The following is a 22,099-nucleotide window of genomic DNA, read 5'->3' as shown; positions in this document are numbered from 1 at the left end:
TTATTTATGCTCCCAGGAGGCAAGGTCTTCGATGGGTTCCAGGTGGGTATCGATATCGATATTGTCCAAATTGTCCATGATTTGCCGCTCGATATCCTCCAGCAAATCGTGACCCTGCTGCACGCTCCATTGGCCGGGCACCAGTACATGTACCGACATGAAGCGACGAGCGCCGGCGTAACGGGTACGCAAGGCGTGATAAGCGATGGCATGGCTGGCAACATATTGCTCCAACACCGCGATGATGGCTTTCACTTCGTCTGCGGGCAACGCCGCATCGAGCAATCCGGAAACGGTACGCCGGATCAACTGCAATCCGGCCCAGACGATATGGAAGGCCACGCCGATCGCCAGCAACGGATCCAAAATTTCCCAGCCGGTCATACCCAAACTTTGCGCCAGATTCAAACTGGCTTCGAAGCGGTTACCCACCGAGATCAAGGCGATGCCGACCAGGATGCCGACCGTGGTCCAGACGTCGGTCATCAAATGCTTGCCGTCGGCTTCCAGGGTGATCGACTGCCGCTTCCGCCCGACACCGATCAGTACCCGCGCTACCGCCAGATTGATCAACGACGCGAACACCGAGACCGCGATACCCAAGTCCAGTTGTTGCAAAGCCTGCGGGTGCCATAAACGCTCCCACGCCGAAAAACCGATACTGAACGCCGCCAACAGAATCATCACACCCTCGGCACCACTGGAAAAGTACTCGATTTTCTCATGGCCGTAGGCGTGGGTATCGTCCGGCGGCCGCGCGGAAATACTCAACACCGCGACCATAATCACCGCCGCCACCAAATTGATTACAGATTCCAGCGCGTCGGACAGTAAGCCCACCGAACCGGTCAGCCAATAGGCGTAACTTTTCAGGCCGATGGTAGACACGGCTGCGGCGATGGAGAGCCAACCGTAGGCGGCGAGAGATTTCGGTGCGTTAGCCATTAGCGGAGGACATGCATAAAGAATCGAATTTTAGCAGACTGCGTCGCACCGGACCGATTCAGGCAGCGAGCGGGAAAGTCAAGGTCACGCAAGCGTGGCCCTGTTCGTCGTTTTGTAAACGCATCCCCCCCTGGTGGTCTTTGACGAAACGTCTTACCATCGCCAGCCCCAAGCCGCTGCCGCCGTCTTTCAGGCTGACGAAAGGCCGAATGCCGTGGCGTAAAAAGTCGGCGCTGAAACCCGGCCCGGAATCGACCACGGTAAGCTCCAATTTACCGTCAAGGATGTCGGCGTTGACATTGACTTCGCCATTGCTAGCCCCGATAGCCTGGACCGCGTTCAACAGCAAGTTCAACACCGCCTGACGGAACTCGCTCTCCGGCAAAAACACATACAGTTCTTCGGCCACCCGACAGTTGAAGCTTACGTTTTCCCGCGCCTGATATTTCAGCAAGGTCAACAATTCTTCCAACAACGGCTGCACGGCGACACGTTGCGATGTCTCGCCGTTACTGCGGGCAGAGGCCAATAGATCGTTCAAATTGCGGGTCAGGCGTTGCACTTCGCGGTACACCATCTGCAACCGTTCCGCCAGATCACTGTCGCGGCACTCTTCCAGCATGTTCTCCATCGCCAATTGGATACTGGCCAGCGGATTGCGCAGTTCATGGGCGGTGCTGGCCGCCAATTCAGCCAGTGCGGCCAAACGCTCAGCCTTGGCCAACTGCTGGCTGCGCTCCAACAAGGCGTGACTGGTTTGCCGGACCCGGTATTCGAGCAATTCGGTGTGCTCCAGATGTTCGCGTTCCAACTCGACCAGACGCGAAACCAAATGGTTATAGCGATCGAACAAGGCGTGCAGCAACGGGTCCGAGGTGCTGCGCTTGATCGGTTTCATCTCGCCCTCGGCCAGGCCGGACAACAGTTCTTTCAAGCAGTCCAGCGGTTCCAACACATTGGTGCGAAAGAAGTAGCCGACGATCCACAACAACAACAGCGGCAACAAGATCGCCAACTGCATTTCCAATTCGCCGTCGTCTTCAATATTGATCAACAAGCGCTCTTCTTCCTGAGCCTGCCGGTCCAGAACCTGTTTAATCAACTGCAACGCGGTGACCAAATTAGCCTGGTCGCCCTGCACCGCCTTGCCGAACACTTCCTGCAGTTGCTGCAGATTGGCCGGTATCGCACTGTCGTAATCGCTTAAACCGCCGATCAATTGCTCCTGAATATCGGCTAACTGACTTTTCTCGGCCTCGGAAGCGCTCTGATTAGTCGACAGCGTCAATTGCAGTTGCAGCAGTTCGAACAGCGTATCTTCCAAATGATGGCCGCGGCCGATGTCGCGTTCGATGATGTGGATACGCTGATCGTTGACCCAGGTTAGCCGGCCGATTGCCAGCAATTCGGCAATCACCAACAGGCCCAAGACAAAGCTGACAAAGATGACCGGCCTGAATAACAGGCCGCGCATGGTAGGGTACATAGGCGGATACCGGGTAATCGCAAGATAACCGGGGAGTTTAACCGACCTCGTGCGAAGGCGTTAACCGAATAGCGGGTTTGTTACGCACAAAAAAAACGCCGCGTTTCCGGAGAAACGAGGCGTTCTGATGATCCATTCAACTGCGGGCAGCTCCCGCAGCTTGAACTAATAGTTGAACTGCAACTGGGTACGGATCATGTCGCCGCTGGCTTGACGCAAATAATCCGATTTGGTCGCGTCGGAGATATATGTCCGACTCATCGTCGAGTAGGCCATGGTGATCTCCAAAGCTTTATTGACTTGATATTCGACACCAGCTTCGACCTCATCCACACTTACTTTAGGGGCATTTACCGAACCTTTCCAAGCGCCGTCGTAGGTTTGCCACTTCACGTATGGGAACATTGTGCCTTTGGTACCGAATACTTCGTCGATTTTGTACATCGCCTGCACATAGCCACCGTTCAAGTTTTGCCTTTGAACGGTGTATGAGATCGGGTCTAAAGTTGGTCCCGCACCCCAGTTCCATTCCGCCTGCAGACCGAAAGGCTGTGGAAATAAGACAGCATGCAAACCAACTCTATCCTCGCTGTTATCTCCAATAGTCGGTGCCGAAGTTTTGTTGACTCCGTTGATTTTGCAAGGCGTTGTCGCAGAACAAGTAGCGCCAGTTGTATTAAACCTTCCTGACATTGCATCAGCGCCAACCTCCAATACTTGTCCGCGCATGGCACTGCCCAAGAATCCCAGATCGAACGGATAGGTAGAATGCGCCACAACGTACATACCATCATTTCTCTCTACTTTGTTTATACCTTGACCGTTATAAACACCAACACCCAAAACACCGTAATCACCCGAGGTTTTCAAGCCTTTCTTGGTTAGGTCTTTCCACAGTTTCTGCACGTCGGATGGGCTCCAGTAGGCGAACAAGCCCAAATCTCGTTCGCTGGGCACCGCACTGTTCAGAGCATCGTCGCGATCGAGCGCAATCCGGTTTTGCGATGACTGCAAGTTTTCCCAACCGAACGGCACTTTGGATTGGCCGGCACGAATCCGGTATTCATGAGCTTTGTCGAACGCCAAGTCGGCATAGGCATCGCGTAACTGGGCAAAGTGCAAATCGCCGTTGGTGGTAGCGAAGTCCGGTTGCAGATATAACGAGATGTATTCGTTGATATCGCCGGAGAAGACCAAACGCACCCGGCGCAATGAGAAGTTGCTGTTGTTACCGATTGAACCGTCACCGACCGATTTCAGTTCCGGCTCGCCGGCGACACGGTCCCCACTCAGCGGTTGGTTATAACGCATTTGGGTATAACCGCGCATATTGATCTTGTTGAACCACTTTTCGTCGTTCTTGGCCTTATCCTCGCGCTGCGCCACGATATGTTCTTCGATGGCTTTCAACTCGTTGGTTTTCAATTCGAGGTCGGTCTGAATCGCGGTCAAATCGGCTTTTTGTTTGGCGCTGTCTTCGACTTTCTCGAACGACCCCAATTTGGTCCGTCCAGGGCCGGGTTCGGCAAAAATCTGCTTGGTTTTTTCGTCGACGTATAGGTCCAATGCGATGGCTTCGGCGAAGCTGCCGGCACCCATCACTGCCACAATGGCCAAACTGAGCTTGGAAAGTTTCATCAAAAAATGCTCCAAAATTTAAACAAATCAATAAATTAAGACAGACCAACCGGCTTGACCGGCGAGTTTGGAGGCATTTTAGGGGGGTAATATGACAGCTTTGTGACAATTCGGTTTTAGCAACGCAAATGTTGCTTGAATGCAACGCCTTTACCAAACCGGATCGATAATATTCGACGCCACACACAGATTCGACCGCGCAGCTTGTCAGCCGCAACAATGCCACGGAACTGTAATTTGCGGATTAGCGTAAGAAGCGGCGGGAAAACGGCCGTAATATTTGCGTCACACATCCGGCCGGAAACTTGAACGAGCCGGCGCGGACAATCGGGGAAATTAGCGGGAGGGGTAAAACAGTTTAAAAATGACTTCGAATTCGTCGCTGATCTTATCCAGCACGAAACTGATTTGTTCCGGGGACAGATTGAGCGCGCTGACCGCGAAAGCGTCATAGGGATTTTCGATCCGGCTCAGACAATTGGCCAAGCGGACCATCGCCGCCAAATCCGAAAACGGACCGATCGTATCGGGAAAACAATGCAAGCGGATGCTTTCGACGATGGCTTCCGGCAAATTCCACAGCTGGCATAGTTGTGCACCGACCTGAAAGTGGTCGAAGCCGATCACGTTTTGTTCGATGTGTACGTCGTCGTCGACCTCCAGATGCGACTGGGATTGTAGTAATAAATCCACTTCGCGAGCCAAAACCGGAATCCGGCGGTAGAACACCAACTGCCCCAGGTTATGGAGCAAACCGCAGATGAAGGCAACATCCGTATAGTGCTTGCCGAATTGCAGATCCAGCTCCCTGGCAATCAGCGCGCAACGCAGATTACGCGCCCAAAAATCGTGGATGGTGAAAACTTGGCCGGGCAAGTCGGAAAAGCGCTCGACGACGACCGCCCCCAGCACCAGGTTCTGCAGCTCGCGGGTACCGATCAGCGTGATCGCCTTGGCGATCGAACCGATCTGAGCCGGAAAACCGTAAAACGCGCTATTCACGATCTTCAACAACTTGGCGGCCAGTGCCGCGTCGTTTTCGATCACAAACGCCGCGTCCTTCGCGGTCTTGGTCGGATCCTCCACCACCTTCTTGAGCTGAAAATAAACATTCGGCGGCGAAGCGAGTTGAAGATCGCCCCGCAACAGATCGGTAATGGTTAACGTGGATGGTGAGGATACTATCATCAACAATTCTAAAATTATGAATTTGCACCTATACTAGCAAGCGATAGCATAGAAACGACTTTAAAGTTTGCGGTTAACCCTAGTCCATTTCAATGGAATTACAAGCTTTGCAAATGCCGGCCGCCCTCCCTACCCATGTTTGAAGCCCCCCCATTTTCAACAAATACCTGGATGGTATTAAATGTTTGCCAGTGACGCGCTCAAAGAAAAACTCATCGTCGTAGCGGAACACGACGAAATCTCGGCGTTGAAAATCGTTTCCACGCTTAAAGCCAAAGGCTTTACCAATATCAGCCAAGCCGGCAGCGGCGAGCAAATTTACCAACTACTGCGCCCGCACAGCAGCACCCCGGAAGCCATCGGCCTGATCGTCTTGAATACGGCTTTGCCACTGTGCCAAGTCCACGAAATGTGCCGCAACCTTTCCAGCACCGCGGCGGCTTCGGTGATTCCCGTGGTCTTGTTGGACAACGAAAACTTCGACTGCCCCTCCGATCACTGTTCGATCGAACCGGAAACCGATTGCCTCACTTATAGAATCCACACCCCGGTCAATACTCAGGAGTTGTTGCTGGCGGTGAAATTTCTGCTGAGTCTGAAACAAGAACGCCAACTTCGTCAGCGCCAGGAAGAGCAATTGATTAACGAGTTGGCGGCAAAAAACGTCATCGACGCCAAACTCAAGTTTCTGGTCGCGCACGACGAACTAACCGGCTTGTTCAATCGCAGCAGCTTCGAACGCCAGTTGCGGCTGATTTTGAATCGCAGCAACAAAACCCAAAAAGACGGCGCGTTGTTGTTCATCGACGTTGACCGCTTCAGCCTGATCAACGAGTTGGAAGGTTTCGAAGTCGGCGACCGTCTGCTGGTGGAGCTGGCCATTCTGGTCCGCAAACTAACCCCCCCGGCCAGCCTGTTCGCCCGCATCGGTGCCGACGAGTTTTGCCTGTTCGTCGAGAACAAGACCAAAAAGCAGGCGCAGATACTGGCCGAAACCATCAAAAATACGGTCGACAATTTCCGTTTTTTCACCGGCGAGGTTTGCTACAGCGCCTCGGTTTCGATCGGTATTGCCACGCTGGACAACTCGGTATCGGCCTTTCATCCGGGGGAAATGATCCTGCATGCACGCCAGGCCTGCAATTTCGCGAAAAATACTGGCCGCGACAAGGTCTGCGTGTATAACAGCGAAGACGTTACCGTCAAGGAAAGGCGACGCGATATCTATTGGGTGCCGTTAATCCGTAGGGCATTGCGCGACAACAATTTGTTTCTGGTCTTCCAGCCCGTGGTGCAGTTGACCGACGGCAATATTTCCCATTACGAAGTTTTGCTCAGAATGCGCGGCGAGGGCGACGAGATCATCACCCCGGACCAATTCATTCCGGTCGCTGAGCGCACCGGTTTAATCCATGCAATCGACTTATGGGTGGTGGAAAACGCGATCGATTTTCTGGCGGCGTTGCCGTCGTATATGTCATACGTGTCGCTGGCCATTAACCTGTCGAGTACCGCTTTTCAATACCCGGATTTGTTGTCTACGATCAGCGACAAGCTGGAAATGACCTGGATCGATGCCGGCCGCCTGACCTTCGAAATTACCGAAACCGCCGCCGTCGACAACTTCGACAAGACCCGGCACATGATCAACAAAATCCGCTCCTTGGGCTGTAAATTCGCGCTCGACGATTTCGGTGCCGGATTTTGTTCCTTCAATTACCTGAAAACCTTTCCGGTCGATTACGTAAAAATCGACGGCCAATTTATTAGAAACCTGCTGGAAAACGAAACCGACCAGATTCTGGTGAAATCGATGGTAGAAATCGCTTCCAAACTGGGCAAGAAAACCATTGCCGAATTTGTCGAATCCACCGGTACCGCACTCAAGTTAAAAGAAATTGGCGTTAATTTCGGCCAGGGTTACGCATTCGGGAAACCCGACCGCAATTTAATCGACAGCCAGGTTTCCAATGCAATATTGTTCGCTGCCCCGAAGTCGACGACCACGATCAATTAGAGTTATTCGGGGAAAATTCCCGTTGATATCGGCCGGCCAATTAGTTTACCGGCATGCTTTGCTCTGGTATATTCGGATTCGGCAACAATATTTGCCTTTACATCGTGCTTAAACTTTAATAAATAAAATTAAAACAAGGGGGAAGGACTATGGCTGAATTGCTTTTCATAGCGACCACTATTTTTGTGGCTTATGTGATATTTGTAGTGCTGGGGGGGAAGAAAGACACGTCGGAAAGCCCGCAAGCCGAGGCAGCAAAACCTGAAGCCGTCAAACCGGCGCCGCAGCCGGAACCAGCCGCCCCGCCCGCCGCCGTCAAAACCGCAGAAAAACCCGCAAAACCAGCCCCCGCCAAACCTTCCGCAAAAACCGCAACCAAGGCCGCTCCGGCCAAACCGGCCACAACCAAACCGGCCGCTAACGCCGACAGCCTGAAAAATCCGAAAACCGGCGAAGTCGCCAAGTTTCCGGCCAGCTACGCCTTTGCCAAACGCTGGATTAAAGATGCACTGGTAGAAGAAGGCCTGCTGGACAAGGTTTACAAGAACAATGAGCTGGACGAGGCCGTCAATGCCAAAATTCAGGCCGCGCTGCAACAGTTGAGAACATTGGACAAATACCAGTAACCACGCAGCGCCTGCGGCAGCCTTGCGGGCGACAGGCTGCCGGCCGCTTATTCCAGGCCGAGTTTCTTCAAGCGGTAACGCAATGAGCGGAAACTCATCCCCAGATATTTGGCTGTCGCCGTTTTGTTCCAGCGGTTTTCTTCCAGGGCCGAGCTCAATGCCTTTTTCTCGATATCTTCCAAATAGCTTTCCAGCGACATTTTTTCGGCATTAAAATCTTCGGCCACAGCCAAATCCAAGCCCATCGGCAAATTCAGATCGTCAACCTGAATCACGCCGCCCTCATGTAACGCCAAAGCTCGCTCCAGAATATTTTCCAATTCGCGAACGTTGCCGGGAAAATAATATTGCTTCAACGCGCTGAGCGCCGCATCGGATAATTCCGGCTTGGCAATGCCGTTGTTACGGGCCAACCCTTGCAACAAATGTGCGGTCAATTGCGGAATATCGGCCGCCCGTGCCCGTAACGGCGGCAAATTCAGTTCGATGACATTGATCCGGTAATACAAGTCCTGCCGAAAACTGCCTTCCTGAACCATTTTGGCTAAATCCCGGTGGGTGGCACTCAACAGACGCACATCCACCGGAATCTCGTGTTGTTCGCCAATCGGCCGGATTTTCTTTTCTTGTATCGCTCTCAGTAATTTGACTTGCAATGCCAACGGCAAGTCGGCCACTTCGTCCAGAAACAGGGTGCCGCCGTCCGCAGCTTGGAACAAGCCTTGCTTGTCGCTGACCGCCCCGGTGAAACTGCCTTTTTTATGGCCGAAGAACTCGCTTTCCATCAATTCATGCGGGATCGCTCCGCAGTTGATGGCGACAAATGCCTTATCGCTACGGGGGCTTTGTTGATGGATCAACCGTGCCACCAACTCCTTGCCGGAGCCGGATTCGCCGCTGATATATACCGGCGCCTGATTGCGCGCGACCTTATCGATCTTCGAGCGGATATTGCGCATTGGCATCGACTCGCCCAGCAACAAATCGCGGGTGCGGCGTTCTTTTTCCGCCACCCGGTTCAGCGAGATTTGCAAGGCATGACTGACCAACTGCCGCAATACCGCCAGATCGACCGGTTTGGACAGAAAATCGAAAGCGCCTTTTTTCATGGCTTTGATCGCAACATCCATGCTGCCGTGGGCCGTAATCACCGCCACCGGCAATTGCAAGCCTTGGCTCTGAATGTAATCGACCAGTTCCAGGCCGTCGCCATCCGGCAAGCGCATGTCGGTCAGACATAAATCGAAAGATCGGCTGGCTAACCAATGCTTGGCTTCGGCTAGCGTCGCCGCGCAGCAGGTTTGGATTTGCATCCGGTTTAGCGTGATCTCCAATAACTCCCGAATATCGGGTTCGTCGTCAACCAACAAAGTAACAGGCATATTCATATTTCAATCGCCGCACGATCGGCGTTCGCCAATAACAAGGTAAAACAGGATTTTTCGCCGGGCGCGTAATACAACTCCGCCCGATTCAATTCGGCCAATTCCCTGGAGATATAAAGCCCCAGCCCGGTACCCTGGTGAGACGTGGTGAAAAACGGTTCGAACAGATGCTGCAGATTGTCGGCGCCGATGCCCGGGCCGTTGTCTATCACGCTGATGTAAGGCGAGCCTTGAGCCAGGCCCGCTTCGATCATCAGCGGTCCAGCTTCCGGGCGACCATACTTCAGCGCGTTGGCGCACAAATTATCCAGAATCTGTTTCAAATGGCCGCCGTCGATGTAAGCATCCAGGCCTTGGGCCTTAAACGACAAGTTAAACGTGTCTTTTTTCAGACCCAGATTCAGCCGTTGCTCGCTCAGGTAGGCGGGTAGCCACTGGTCCAGCGCGATTGTCTGCTTATGCGACGGCGTGCGCCGCGACAGCTTGAGAATGTCCTCGATAATACCATTCACCCGCTGGCAATGAACCCGGACGATCTCGGTTAAGCGTAAATCCTGGGCGCCCAAGGCGCGGGACTCGGCCAGCAATTGGCCGGCATGACTGATCGCCGATAGCGGGTTGCGAATTTCGTGGGCAATACTCGCCGTCAATCGGCCCAAAGAAGCCAGTTTGCTTTGTTGCAGACGCTGGTTGTAGAGGGCGATGTCTTCGAAAATCAACATATTCAAGTTTTCGCCGTCCATCATCAGTGCCGAGAACCGGACTTGAATTTCACTTCGATCGGGCAAAGACACGATGGCGAAATCCTGCTCCCGGTGTTCGCGCCACAATTCGAAAGCCTGTTGCAGTTGCGGCGAAATGTCGGCTAGGGTGGCTGGCTGCAGTTCCAGCCCCAATAAACGCAATGCCGAGTGGTTGGATAGCTGGGTCGCCTCGCCGTCGTCGACAATCATGATGCCAGATTGTAAATGCTGAATGATGTAGCGGTTCAAGCTTTCCAGCCGGGCAATGGTCTGCGCGTGACGTTGCGCCAGAATCACGGCCTGCTCGGCCCGCTGCGCCAGTATCACCGACAGATAGGCGATCGAAAAGAATGCGACGCCAAGCATGCCGGCGTAGGTCAGTGTGGTAGTTTCAAACGCCCGGGTCTGGATCGCGTAAACCTCTTCGGTCAGAATCGCCACACTCGCCAACGCGGCAAACAAGATCGCACACCGCCCGCCAACCAACAGCCCGCCGGCCGCAATCGAAATCGCCAGCAAGATGCCAATGCCGCTGCCGACCCCGCCGCTGGCATGCATCATCAGCGTAATCAAGATGATATCGGTAAAGATAAAAATCTGAGCCAATCGGGCGTAACCCAGCCGCTGCCTAAATGCGATTGGCGCGGCAATCAGCGAAATCGCCAAATAAGCCAAACTGGCGAACTGGTACAATGCGGTGTCGTAAGAGCCGAGTAGGGACGGACCGAAACGCAAATAAAACAGCATTGCGAATAGGCTGGCGGTTACGAAACGGTACAAGGCAAAGATTTTCAGCATCAACCAGGCCTGCCGACTGGGAATACCGTAACCTTTGGAAAAGGGACAGGGATATAAAGTATCGGCCGCTGGCATTCGCATTGCCCGTCGTTTTTTCAGGAGTTGGTTAAAATTAGCGTCCGGCAATCATAGCACCAACTCGAAACGCCGCGATGCCCGCCTCAATATGGAGCACCTAGATGAATATTCACGAATACCAGGCGAAACAACTATTTAACGACTTTGCCATCCCGGTTCCGCGCGGATTGGTTGCAGCCAGTGCCGCGGAAGCTGAGGAAGCGGCTCGGCAATTGGGTGGGGTAAAGTGCGTGGTCAAAGCCCAAGTCCACGCCGGCGCCCGCGGCAAAGCCGGCGGCGTAAAACTGGCCGACAGCCCAGCAGAAGCCGGCCAATTCAGCACAGAGATGCTGGGCAAGCGTTTGGTTACCCACCAGACCGATGCCGCCGGCTTGCCGGTGAACAGCGTCTGGATCGAAGAGGCGTCTGCGATCAAATCTGAGTTTTATTTGAGCCTGCTGCTGGATAGGGAAAGCGAACGCCTGATTTTCATCGCCTCGGCGGCCGGCGGCATGGATATCGAAGCAGTCGCCGCCCAAACCCCGGAAAAAATCGTCAAAGTGCCGGTGCATCCGGCGGCCGGACTGCAAGCTTACCAAGGCCGGCAAATCGGCGCCGCACTCGGTTTGGGCAAGGAACAACAGGGCCAACTGCAAACCATCTTGAACGGCATGTACCAGTTGTTTCTGGCCAAGGATTGCAGCCAGATCGAGATCAATCCGCTGATCGAAACCGCAGACGGCAGACTGGTCGCCTTGGACGCCAAAATCAATTTCGACGATAACGCAATCGCTTTGCATCCCGACATCGCCGCGCTGCGCGACGCATCGCAGGAAGACGCCAAGGAAGCCGAGGCCAAGCAATTCGATCTGAACTACGTCACGCTGGGCGGCAACATCGGCTGCATGGTCAACGGCGCCGGTCTGGCGATGGCGACGATGGACATGGTCAAATTGAAAGGCGGCGCGCCGGCCAATTTCCTGGACGTCGGCGGCGGCACCAACAAAGACAAGGTCAAAGAGGCCTTCAAACTGATTTTGTCGGACGGCACCGTCAAGGCCGTGCTGGTCAATATTTTCGGCGGCATCGTCAAATGCGATGTGATCGCCGCCGGCATTCTGGCTGCGGTCGAGGAGATGCATTTGACCATTCCGGTCGTGGTGCGCTTAGAAGGCACCAACGTAGAGCAGGGCAAAACCATGTTAAGCCAGTCCGGGCTCGGGCTGGTGCCGGCGGACAATTTGAACCAAGCCGCCGAATTGGCGGTGAAACTGGCGCAGGAGGTGGCCTGATGAGCATTTTGATCGACAAAAACACTAAAGTCATTTGCCAGGGTTTTACCGGCAAACAAGGCACCTTCCACTCCGAACAGGCCCTGGCCTACGGCACCCAACTGGTCGGCGGCGTCACGCCGGGCCGCGGCGGTTCAACTCACCTGGAGCTACCGGTGTTCGATACGGTGGAGCAAGCGGTCAAAGCCACCGGCGCCAATGCGACGATGATTTACGTGCCGCCGTTTTTCGCCGCCGATGCGATTTTGGAAGCGGTCGCGGCCGGCATCGAATTGATCGTCTGCATCACCGAGGGTATTCCGGTACTGCAGATGCTGAAAGTCAAAGCCGCGATGCAAGGCACCCAATCCTTGCTGGTCGGCCCCAACTGCCCCGGCGTGATCACGCCCGGCCAATGCAAGATCGGCATCATGCCCGGCCATATTCACCAGCCCGGCAAAATCGGCATCGTCTCCCGCTCCGGCACCCTGACCTACGAAGCGGTACACCAAACCACCCGCGAAGGCCTGGGCCAGAGCACCTGCGTCGGCATCGGCGGCGACCCGATCCACGGCATGAACTTCATCGACGTGTTGCGTCGGTTCCAGGACGATCCGCAAACCGAGGGCATCGTCATGGTCGGCGAAATCGGCGGTAGCGACGAAGAACAGGCCGCGGAATTCATCAAAGCCCAGGTCACGAAACCGGTGGTCGGTTACATCGCCGGCCAGACTGCACCGCCCGGTAAACGCATGGGCCACGCCGGTGCCATCGTCACCGGCGGCAGCGGCACGGCAGAAGGCAAGGTCGCAGCGATGAAAGCGGCCGGCGTCAGCATGGTCAGTTCGCCGTCGGATATCGGTGCGGCCATGCGGGATTGTTTTTCGAAGTAGCCAATGCCGTTGAAAATCGCGTTAGCCCAACTCAATTTCACCGTCGCCGACATTGCCGGCAACGTGGGCAAAATCCTGGCCGCAGCCGAACAAGCCCGCGAGCGGCGAGCCGACATCGTCGTGTTCCCCGAATTGTGCGTGACCGGCTATCCGCCGGAAGACCTGTTACTGCGAGCCGATTTCTTGGCTCAATCGGAACAGGCCGTTCGGCAACTGGTCGCGCAAATTCAAGGCATCGTCGCCGTGATCGGCTTCCCGCGCCACCAGGATGGCAAGTTGTACAACGCCGCGGCTGCCATCCGCGACGGCGCCATCGTCGCCGAATACCATAAAACCGCGCTGCCCAACTACGGCGTGTTCGACGAGCAACGCTATTTCGAGCCCGGAACCGGCTGTTGCATATTCGAAGCCAATGGCCGCAAGTTGGCCCTGGCGATCTGCGAGGACGTCTGGCTGCCCGCCACCATGGCCGCTAACCGCGATGCCGGCGCCGACATCGTGCTGGCCTTGAATGCGTCGCCGTTCCACGCCGGCAAGATGCAGCAGCGCGAGGACATCATCTGCAATCATGTCCGCACCGCCGGCATCCCGCTGGTGTACGTCAACCAGATCGGCGGCCAGGACGAACTGATATTCGACGGCGCCTCGTTCGTCGCCGATAAAAGCGGCGAAGTGGTTTATCGCGCGGCGGAATTCGAAGAGCAACTCGATGTAGTCGAATTCGACGGCACTTTGCCGGCCCGAACCGGCATCGTTGCGCTGTACCAGCCCATTGTCAGCGAATACAAGGCCTTGTTGCTCGGGATTCGCGACTACGTGCGCAAGAACGGCTTTCACGGCGCGATTCTGGGCCTGTCCGGCGGCATCGATTCGGCGCTGGTACTGGCACTGGCCGCCGATGCGCTCGGCGCCGACCGGGTGGAGGCGTTGGCAATGCCGTCGCGCTATACCGCCGACATCAGCAACGAAGACGCCAGACTGGAAGCCGAAGCCCTCGGCGTGAAATTCCATACCCTACCGATCGAACCGGCAGTCAACGCCTTCAACCAGATGCTGGCGCCCCTGTTCGCCGGCAGCCGGAAAGACACCACCGAGGAAAATATCCAGGCCCGCTGCCGCGGCGTATTGCTGATGGCCTTATCCAACAAGCAGGGTAAACTGCTGCTCACCACCGGCAACAAGAGCGAAATGAGCGTTGGCTACGCCACGCTTTACGGCGACATGGCCGGCGGTTTTGCGCCGTTGAAGGATGTGTCCAAATTGATGGTTTATAAACTGGCCGAATACCGCAACAGCCTGTCGCCGGTGATTCCGGAGCGGGTCATCACCCGGCCGCCGTCGGCCGAACTGGCGCCGGACCAAAAAGACGAAGACTCGCTGCCGCCCTACTCGATCCTGGATCCGATTCTGGCCCTGTACATCGAGCAGGACCAATCAGCCGCAGACATCGTCGCCCTGGGGTATCCGCGCGACGCGGTCGAACGCGCCATCTCGCTGGTCGACCGCAACGAGTACAAACGCCGGCAATCGCCGCCGGGCATTCGCATTACGCCCAGGGCCTTCGGCCGCGACCGGCGTTACCCCATTTCATCGGCTTACCGCGGCACCGCCGCGCTTAATCCAACAGCGCCCGACAACGTTAAGGAGTAAATTCATGTCAATATTGCGTACCGTTTTAATCTCTACCGCACTGCTGCTGACGGCTGAGAACGGTCTAGCCCGCGAAATTAATATTCCAGTGCCGATGGAATACCGCTTTATCAAGAGCGTTTTGGTTAACCAACTCTACACCGGCCCGGACGAATCGGTGCGGGCCTGGAAAGACGGCAAACAATGCAGCTATCTCGACCTGGACCATCCGCAAATCAGCGGCGAAAACGGCCAAGTCAAAATCCAGAACAACGTCCAGGCCCGGATCGGCACCGCTTTGGGCGGCAAATGCATGGCGCTGGTGGAATGGTCCGGTATCCTGCAGACCTTTCAGCAGCCCACCGTAGACGCTTCGGGAAATGTGCTGAGCTTTCCGGTCACCCAGCTCAACGCGTTCGACCGCAACGGCCAGCCGCTGAATATCAGCCAGTTGCAATCCTTGATCAAGAAAGCCGCCGAACCCAAACTGTCCGGTTTGAAAATCGACTTGAACCAGGTCCGGCCGGACATCGCTAAAGCTCTGGTGCCTTACATCGCCGCCGATCACAGCGAAGACTTGCACGATACGATCAATAGCTTGCGCTTCAACCAAGCCAAGGCCGACGCCAACGGCTTACAAATCAATTTGGGCTACACGGCCGACAACCCGAACCCGAACAACGTCAAACCGGCCGCAGTTCTAACCGAAACCGAGTTGAAACAATGGCGCGCGCTTTGGCAGAACTGGCAGGCTTCCCTGGACAAATCGATCGCCACTGCCCAGTTGGGCGGCAATGCCGAGGACACCCGGGCCAAACTGCACGAAGTGTTGCAAAAAGCCGGCACGGCCTTCGAGCAAGGCCTGAGCAGCGAATCGGTCGCCGAGAACGACCCGGTGCGCAAGTTTTTCAACAGCTCGTGGGATACCTTCGCCCCGTTGTTGCGCGACGCCTCCAGCCAATTGCCGGGCGGCGAAAAATTGCGTTACGTCACGCTGATTGCCGCGACCGACTTGATGTACGAATTGGAATCGATCGGCTCACCGTTGGGCCTGGAAGTCTCTTCCAACGGTTTGCGCAAACTGGCCCGCTCTTTGATCGCTCAGGAATCGGTTAAAAACAAGGGCAAGAAAGGCAAGCGCAAAGGCTGATCCGGCGGGTGTCGCCTCCTTGACGCTCGTCAAACCCAGCCTGCAGCCCTGAATAACGCTTTAGTCTGCCGGGTCGCGCCGACATATCTATCTCCACGGGATTAAAGCCCGCACGCTTCCGGCTAGGCTGCGGCGGCCGGTGCATCCCGATCTAGGGCACTTGGACAGCGTTTCCGGTGCCGATAGCCTCCGCCGCTTAACTTGTTTGTTTTAGCGAAAATTTACGTTAAGCTTGCCAGCCAGCCGCACGGAACGCGAGTATCCCAACCCGCAGGGCCGGATCGTCGGTGCCTCGCCCGACAGCTTTCCGGCGCTCGAGAAACTCCAAAGCGAGCGAAACATGCCAGATCACCTGTTCGACATTCACCCGTACATGCCGCACGGCCAATGTTATATGTGGCAAAGCGATCTGCTGATGCTGCACGTGGTGTCCGACGCGCTAATCGTTTTGTCTTATTACTCGATCCCGTTCGCACTGCTCTACATCCTGAAAAAGCGCCTGGACATTCCGTTCAGCTGGATTTACTGGCTGTTCGGCCTGTTCATCTTTCTATGCGGCACGACCCACTTGCTCAGCATCTGGAATGTCTGGATACCGGACTATTGGCTGTCCGGTTTCGTCAAACTGGCAACGGCAATGGTTTCGATCAGCACAGCCGCGTTAGTTTGGCCGTTGGTTCCGAAAATCCTGGCTATCCCCAGCCAAGCGCAATTGGTCGCGGCAAATTCGGCACTGGCCAGGGAGATCGAGAATCACAAAAACACCGAACGCGAGCTGCGCAAACTCACCCTGGCGATGCAATACAGCTCCAGCATGGTGATGGTCACCGATGCGCAAACCCAAATCGAATATTGCAATCCCGCCTTCTACCAGATTACCGGCTACACGGCGGACGAAGTGATCGGGCGCCGAGCCAATCTGCTGAAGTCAGACCTGACCGCCGAAGACACCTACAAGAATCTTTGGACCACCCTGTTGAGCGGCACCGCCTGGCACGGCGAATTTTTGAACCGTAAGAAAAACGGCGAACTGTTTTGGTGCCTGGAATCGATCGCCCCGATCCTGGCCGACGACAACTCGATCAGCCATTTCGTTTCCATCATTCACGACATCAGCGACCGCAAGGATACCGAGGAAATCATTCGCCATATGGCGTACTACGACCCGTTGACCGATCTGGCCAACCGCTCGCTGTTCAACGAACGGCTCGAACAAGCCATCCACCTGGCCAAGCGCAATCCGCAGATCTTTGCGCTGTTCTATCTGGACCTGGACCGTTTCAAAAACATTAACGATACCCTGGGGCATTTGGTCGGCGACAAATTGCTGATCGAAGTCGGGAAACGAATTGCGGCCTGCTTGCGCCAGCAAGAAACCGTCGCCCGCCTCGGCGGCGACGAATTCGCGCTGATCAGTTTGAATCTCACCAGTCCCGCCGACGCCGGCGATATCGCTCAACGCGTGATCAACACCATCAACGAGCCGTATTTCATCGACGACCATCAATTGTTCGTCGGCACCAGCCTCGGTATCAGCGTGTATCCGCAGGACGCCACCAGCAGCGAACAATTGCTGAAACACGCCGACGACGCCCTGTATCTGGCAAAACAGCACGGCCGTAACACTTTCGAATTCTACAACGCCGCGTCCAACGCCTTATCCCTGCGCCGACTGAACCTGGAAAACCATTTACGCCACGGCCTGGCCCGCAACGAATTCTCGCTGGTCTACCAACCTCAAGTCGATCTGGCCAGCGGCAGCATCATCGGCTCGGAGGTATTGCTGCGCTGGACGCCGGAGCTCGGCGCCGTCGGTCCGGACGAATTCATCCCGATCGCCGAGAACAGCGGCTTAATCGTCGAAATCGGCGAATGGGTCATGCGCACGGCCTGCCGCGACTATATGTGTTCACCGTTGCGGGAGCGCAACCTGCTATTGGCTATCAACCTGTCGGTGCGGCAGTTCAAGAAAACCACACTGGTAGACAGTGTGGGCGACATTCTGCGCGAAACGGGTTTTCCGGCCGAACGCCTGGAACTGGAAATTACCGAGAGCATGCTGGTGGACGACATCGAGACCGCTATCAAGCACATGCAAGACTTGAAAAACCTCGGTATTCGGCTGGCGATCGACGATTTCGGCACGGGCTTTTCGTCACTGAGTTATTTGAAACGGTTTCCGGTGGACACGCTGAAAATCGACAAATCCTTCGTCGCCGACATTTACGACAACCAGAACGACGCCTGCATCGTGCGCTCGATCATCGGCTTGGGGCACGGCTTGAACCTGAAAGTCCAAGCCGAAGGCGTCGAAACCGAGCAACAATTGACCTTATTGAAGCAGAACAACTGCGACCGCGGCCAGGGCTATTTCTTCCACAAGCCGCTGCCGATAGACGAATTTCGCCGGCTGTTCGCCCGGTTTTAAGGATCCGGACGGCCAGACGGCTATCGGGCTTTATGCGTTAAGGCAGCGGTAAGGCCCCAGCGGATCGGCACCCAAAGTACCGACCAGCGATTTCAAATACTCCGGACCCGACACTTGCTGCAGTTTGCGTTGCGCTTGCTGCAACCGTTCCGCCAGCTTCAATTCGCCGACCACGGCCTGATGACTGTTGTCGCGTAAAAATCCCTCCAGATAGCCGACGTGGCGCCGCCACAAAGCCATTTCCCGCTGCTGTTTGAGTTCCAGCCGCTCATGGTACCAATCCGCCGCCAGCAGATACTCGCGGCTAAACATGGCTCTGATCTCCGGATGGTGAGCGTCCTTACCTTCGTAATGGCCGAGCGCCATGATGTGCAGCAGCGCATACAACGGCGGGCAGGCGTCTTCGATGCTGCCGTCGTCCAGATATTGCTGGGCCACGCGCTGCTGGGTCTCGACGATGTTGTTGACGCCATCGACGAACACCTCCAGGTCTTGCCGCTCCGGTTGCAGGATCTCGTCGGTGAACACCGCGTAAGGATTGTCGAAGATCTTGCCCATCAGGCTATGCACGAAATGGCTGGTGATGCGGTAGCCGAGCCGGCTAGCCATGACCAGTTGACCTTTGTACTCAAAATCGGTCAACGGCTCCAGGTAACCGTGTTGCAACAGGTAATCGGCTTCGCGTTCCTGCCGCGACAAGCGGGCCCAGATTTCCGGAATTAACAAGCTGATGTCGTGGTCGACCCGGGTGTCGGGCCCGATATGACCGGCCGAGCTGGAAAACCCCGGATAGCCGGTCAGGATATAAGACACCAAGGTGTTGTTCAGGTCGGTGATGCCGCGCAAGGCGTTGAACGGGCCTTTGGTCAGCGCGCCCTCGCTGCCGGCGCCGGTGGTCGACGGCGACTTGCCGGTCAGCGAGCTGATGAAGTCCATGAACAGCTCCGGCAACTCCTGGTAATGAATAGGGTTGTACACCGCCAGCGGCCGGATTCCGGGCTCGGGCGGATTGTTGCGCCGGCCGGTCAGCACCGCATCGACCGGATGGCACAAGGGCTGGTTCAGCGGAATCTTTCGGTGCAGGCGGGCACCGACTTCGGCGACATATTTACGCAGCGGCTTGACCACATCGACCCGGGTTTCCAGGTAGCGCGGATTTTTCGAGGGTTTGCCATCCACCAAACGCGGATGCGCGGAAGACACCACGAAGCCCTTGCCGTCCTGATAGGCATCGCTCAACAGGTTTTGCATCGGCGGGGTAAATTTGGAGAAAGTCATCACGTCTTCGACCACCGCGGCCAATTTTGCCGGATCCAACGGCTCGAAATTAGCCATGAAATTGCCGGGGCCGGACATGTTGGCTTCGGTCTGCTTGTCGTAGCCGGGGATGATCGCATCGTCCGGCCGCTGAAACAGCCGGTATTCGCAGTTGGTGACCAGTTTCAAGCTCATCTGGTAACCGGTATCCGGTAACCACGGCTGCACTGACGCGGTCGGCACCACCACCGAGGCGCTGATGTCGTCTTCCATCTGCACTTTCTCGCAGGCGATGTAATCCTGACGCACTTTAAACGTACGCCAACCGCCTTCGGCGTCGAAACCGACCCGCAAATAGGTGGCGACGATCTTGCGTTGGTTCAGTTTCAGCTCGTGGCCCGGCGCGCCGTCGATGACATCCACCGACAAATGGTCGCGCCAGTGTTCGCCCCACTCCTCGCGGTAAAAACGTTTGATCAGGAACACCAACGCCAGAATGCTGGGCGGAATCGACTTCAACCAGTTATTGAATTCGGGGGTGTGGTAGCTGGACGGCGTCAATAACTTGATCACCGAGCCCAGGCTGCGTTCCGGACTCAGAATCTTGCGGGCCGGATCGCGATCTTCGTGCTCGTAGCCGGACAAGAAGCGGCCGGTGTAATCCTTGTCGAAAATCGCCTGCACCCGGTCCAGATCGTGCTGCAAGTCGTCGACGAACAGCGGCCCGTAAATCACCGCATCCTCGATGGATTTGGAAATTTCCGACTTGCCGCCGCCGGACACGGTACACGGCTTGTGGCAGAAGGTACCTTCGGCGACGGTACCGATCAAACGCCAGGACGGCGCGCCGGGGTGCTTGCACATCTCGATCTTGTAGCCGTTGGGCTGGACGTAAATCTTGCCCGGTTGCAGCCGGATGCTATGGCTCTGGCCGTTTCTGATCCAGGCGATTTTCTGGTTGTTCAGGCTCATCCGCAGGTCTTGCGGCACGTAAATGATGTCCGGATATTGCTTGTCGATGGCGTAGCCTTCCGGCTGCATGTCCATGATCGCGCCGTAACGATAAACCATGTCGTCGAAATCATAGCCCGGCTCGCGAGTCAGGCTACCGATGCCGAATTCGTCGCCGTGGTTGAAGCGGCGGAAGGCCAGCGCGCCGCCGGCATGCTCCTCCTCGGCCAGGCCGAACAAATTGGCGGCATAGCTGATCTGGGTTTTCACTTCTTTTTTGCAGTAGCCGTAGTAATTGTCGGCGACTAACGTGACGATGACGCCGGTGCGGTCGCGGGCGGTCAATTTAAAGGCTTGGCCGTCGTTATAGAGCTCGGCCGGGTCCTGCCAGCACATGCCTTCGGCGCGTTGGCGTTCGCTGGCATCGTCCCAGTGCGGCAAGCCCAACTGTTTTTTGGTGAGCTTGACCAGATGCGGCGCCAGAATCACGCAGCCGCTGTGGCCGGACCAATGCTCGACGTCCAGCGCCGCGTCGCATTCCGGCAAGGCCGGATTGCCGCCGTTGCCAAAAATACTCTCGACGAAATCGAGGTTGCTTACCAGATTTCCAGGAGCGAAAAAACGGATTTCCATCGATTTTTCGGCTGCAACGCCAGGGATTTCCGGGCAAACCACCGGCCGCAGCAGCAAGGAGGCGAACATGCGCGCCGGCTGGGGTTGATTGGCGGTAAACGGCAGGGTCAACAAGTCTGGCGGCGGATTCAGAGCTTCGGCCAGCATCAAGGCGAAGGTCAGCTTCGGTACCTGCTTTTTGTCGCCGGGCACCGGCAAACCGCCTTCGGCGATATGAAACGAGCCTTGGGTGGTACGGCGGTCGCTGGCCGGATTATGCAACACCCCCTGTTTGACGCGGAAACTGGACACGATTTCGGAACGAAATTCATCTTCGCCCATCGGCAGCGACAATTCGCGCGCTACGCCGTGGCGGTCCAGCTCGAAGGTCATGGTCGGCAACGAAGATATCTTGTCCAGACCCACATCGCCTAAATAACGCTCGAGAAAATCCTGAATCCGACGGTCGGCCGGGTACAACGAAGAACTGGCCAATTGCCGGCTTTTTTCCAGGTAGCTGTTCAATAAATCCTGAGCGGTATCCATGAATTGGGCCGACGCGTGATCAATACATATCGGCTGGCCGCAGGACGCCAGTTTTAAATTGATGTACAGATGCAATTGGCGTTTGACCGCCTGCTCGTCTTGACCGGCGGGTCCCAGACCCAGCGCTCTGAGTTTATCCATAGCCTCCCCCTTGGAATTTTTTGATTGATGGTAGCGGCATGATATAGCAAACCCCAAGCCGAGGTCAGCAAGCTATCGGCGGCCGTCATACATCTCCCGGCAAAATTCCGTATCGGCGGCCTAACCTTGGCCGATTTGGTTCGCAGTCGAATATTTTGACGCGCATAAAACTGCGTGATATGCCGACACGATTGAGCTATTTAACTTAGATTAATTATTCCGCCCACGCTCTTCTGCCGACTGATCCGCCCGCGGCCTTGAAATCCGGTACTTATATCCGCATCGCTCGACTGGCAAATTTATTGCTTCAATCTAACTCCATCTGTTCTCACCGGAGC

General features: G+C 55.9%; 14 protein-coding genes. 7 read left to right on the top strand and 7 right to left on the bottom strand.

The features are described 5' to 3' along the window. The 4 genes from AC0IM9_RS05885 to AC0IM9_RS05870 all read right to left on the bottom strand — a co-directional run bounded on the left by AC0IM9_RS05885 (window position 1) and on the right by AC0IM9_RS05870 (window position 5,257). Window positions 1–945, bottom strand: coding sequence for a cation diffusion facilitator family transporter (locus AC0IM9_RS05885; RefSeq protein WP_482803399.1), 945 nt, complete (start codon window positions 943–945; stop codon window positions 1–3). A 58-nt stretch (window positions 946–1,003) separates the two neighbouring features. Beyond that, window positions 1,004–2,431 (bottom strand): sensor histidine kinase, encoded by a 1,428-nt coding sequence (locus AC0IM9_RS05880; protein ID WP_482803398.1) that lies wholly within the window; start codon window positions 2,429–2,431, stop codon window positions 1,004–1,006. Window positions 2,432–2,596: 165 nt separating this feature from the next. Further along, a complete protein-coding gene (locus AC0IM9_RS05875) occupies window positions 2,597–4,069 on the bottom strand; it encodes a porin (RefSeq protein WP_482803397.1) in 1,473 nt (490 codons plus the stop codon). Between the two features lie 336 nt (window positions 4,070–4,405). Then, window positions 4,406–5,257 (bottom strand): HDOD domain-containing protein, encoded by an 852-nt coding sequence (locus AC0IM9_RS05870; RefSeq protein ID WP_482803396.1) that lies wholly within the window; start codon window positions 5,255–5,257, stop codon window positions 4,406–4,408. 181 nt (window positions 5,258–5,438) lie between these two features. Between AC0IM9_RS05870 and AC0IM9_RS05865 the strand changes: the two genes are divergently transcribed. Next, window positions 5,439–7,274 carry an EAL domain-containing protein gene (locus tag AC0IM9_RS05865; protein WP_278209476.1) on the top strand — a complete coding sequence of 612 codons (1,836 nt, stop codon included), beginning with the start codon at window positions 5,439–5,441 and terminating at the stop codon, window positions 7,272–7,274. 149 nt (window positions 7,275–7,423) lie between these two features. Beyond that, a complete protein-coding gene (locus AC0IM9_RS05860; RefSeq protein ID WP_482803395.1) occupies window positions 7,424–7,900 on the top strand; it encodes a hypothetical protein in 477 nt (158 codons plus the stop codon). Between the two features lie 47 nt (window positions 7,901–7,947). Here the strand turns inward: AC0IM9_RS05860 and AC0IM9_RS05855 are convergent, their stop codons facing one another. Then, on the bottom strand, window positions 7,948–9,288 hold the full coding sequence (locus AC0IM9_RS05855; RefSeq protein ID WP_445372537.1) for a sigma-54-dependent transcriptional regulator: 1,341 nt from the start codon (window positions 9,286–9,288) through the stop codon (window positions 7,948–7,950). Next, window positions 9,285–10,901, bottom strand: coding sequence for a sensor histidine kinase (locus AC0IM9_RS05850; RefSeq protein ID WP_482803394.1), 1,617 nt, complete (start codon window positions 10,899–10,901; stop codon window positions 9,285–9,287). Before AC0IM9_RS05850 ends, AC0IM9_RS05855 begins: the two co-directional genes overlap by 4 nt. A 104-nt stretch (window positions 10,902–11,005) precedes the next feature. On the opposite strand from AC0IM9_RS05850, the gene sucC reads away from it, so the two are divergent. The 5 genes from sucC to AC0IM9_RS05825 all read left to right on the top strand — a co-directional run bounded on the left by sucC (window position 11,006) and on the right by AC0IM9_RS05825 (window position 18,254). After that, entirely contained in the window at window positions 11,006–12,175 is a 1,170-nt protein-coding gene (sucC, locus tag AC0IM9_RS05845; protein WP_278209480.1) for an ADP-forming succinate--CoA ligase subunit beta, read from the top strand. Continuing rightward, a complete protein-coding gene (sucD, locus tag AC0IM9_RS05840) occupies window positions 12,175–13,047 on the top strand; it encodes a succinate--CoA ligase subunit alpha (RefSeq protein ID WP_140910804.1) in 873 nt (290 codons plus the stop codon). The genes sucC and sucD overlap by 1 nt, the downstream gene beginning before the upstream one ends. A gap of 3 nt (window positions 13,048–13,050) precedes the next feature. Continuing rightward, window positions 13,051–14,697: an NAD+ synthase gene (locus AC0IM9_RS05835; RefSeq protein ID WP_482803393.1), complete on the top strand. Its 1,647-nt coding sequence runs from the start codon at window positions 13,051–13,053 to the stop codon at window positions 14,695–14,697. 4 nt (window positions 14,698–14,701) lie between these two features. Next, complete coding sequence (locus AC0IM9_RS05830; protein ID WP_140910806.1) at window positions 14,702–15,826, top strand: hypothetical protein; 1,125 nt, start codon at window positions 14,702–14,704, stop codon at window positions 15,824–15,826. A gap of 340 nt (window positions 15,827–16,166) precedes the next feature. Continuing rightward, on the top strand, window positions 16,167–18,254 hold the full coding sequence (locus AC0IM9_RS05825; RefSeq protein ID WP_482803392.1) for a putative bifunctional diguanylate cyclase/phosphodiesterase: 2,088 nt from the start codon (window positions 16,167–16,169) through the stop codon (window positions 18,252–18,254). A gap of 30 nt (window positions 18,255–18,284) precedes the next feature. Here the strand turns inward: AC0IM9_RS05825 and AC0IM9_RS05820 are convergent, their stop codons facing one another. After that, window positions 18,285–21,761: a PPi-type phosphoenolpyruvate carboxykinase family protein gene (locus AC0IM9_RS05820; RefSeq protein ID WP_482803391.1), complete on the bottom strand. Its 3,477-nt coding sequence runs from the start codon at window positions 21,759–21,761 to the stop codon at window positions 18,285–18,287. Window positions 21,762–22,099: the final 338 nt, after the last annotated feature.

It is taken from the genome of Methylomonas sp. Uni0011 (assembly GCF_056850255.1).
The sequence above is the reverse complement of the archived record's forward strand: the minus strand, read 5'-3'. Positions and strand labels throughout refer to the sequence as shown.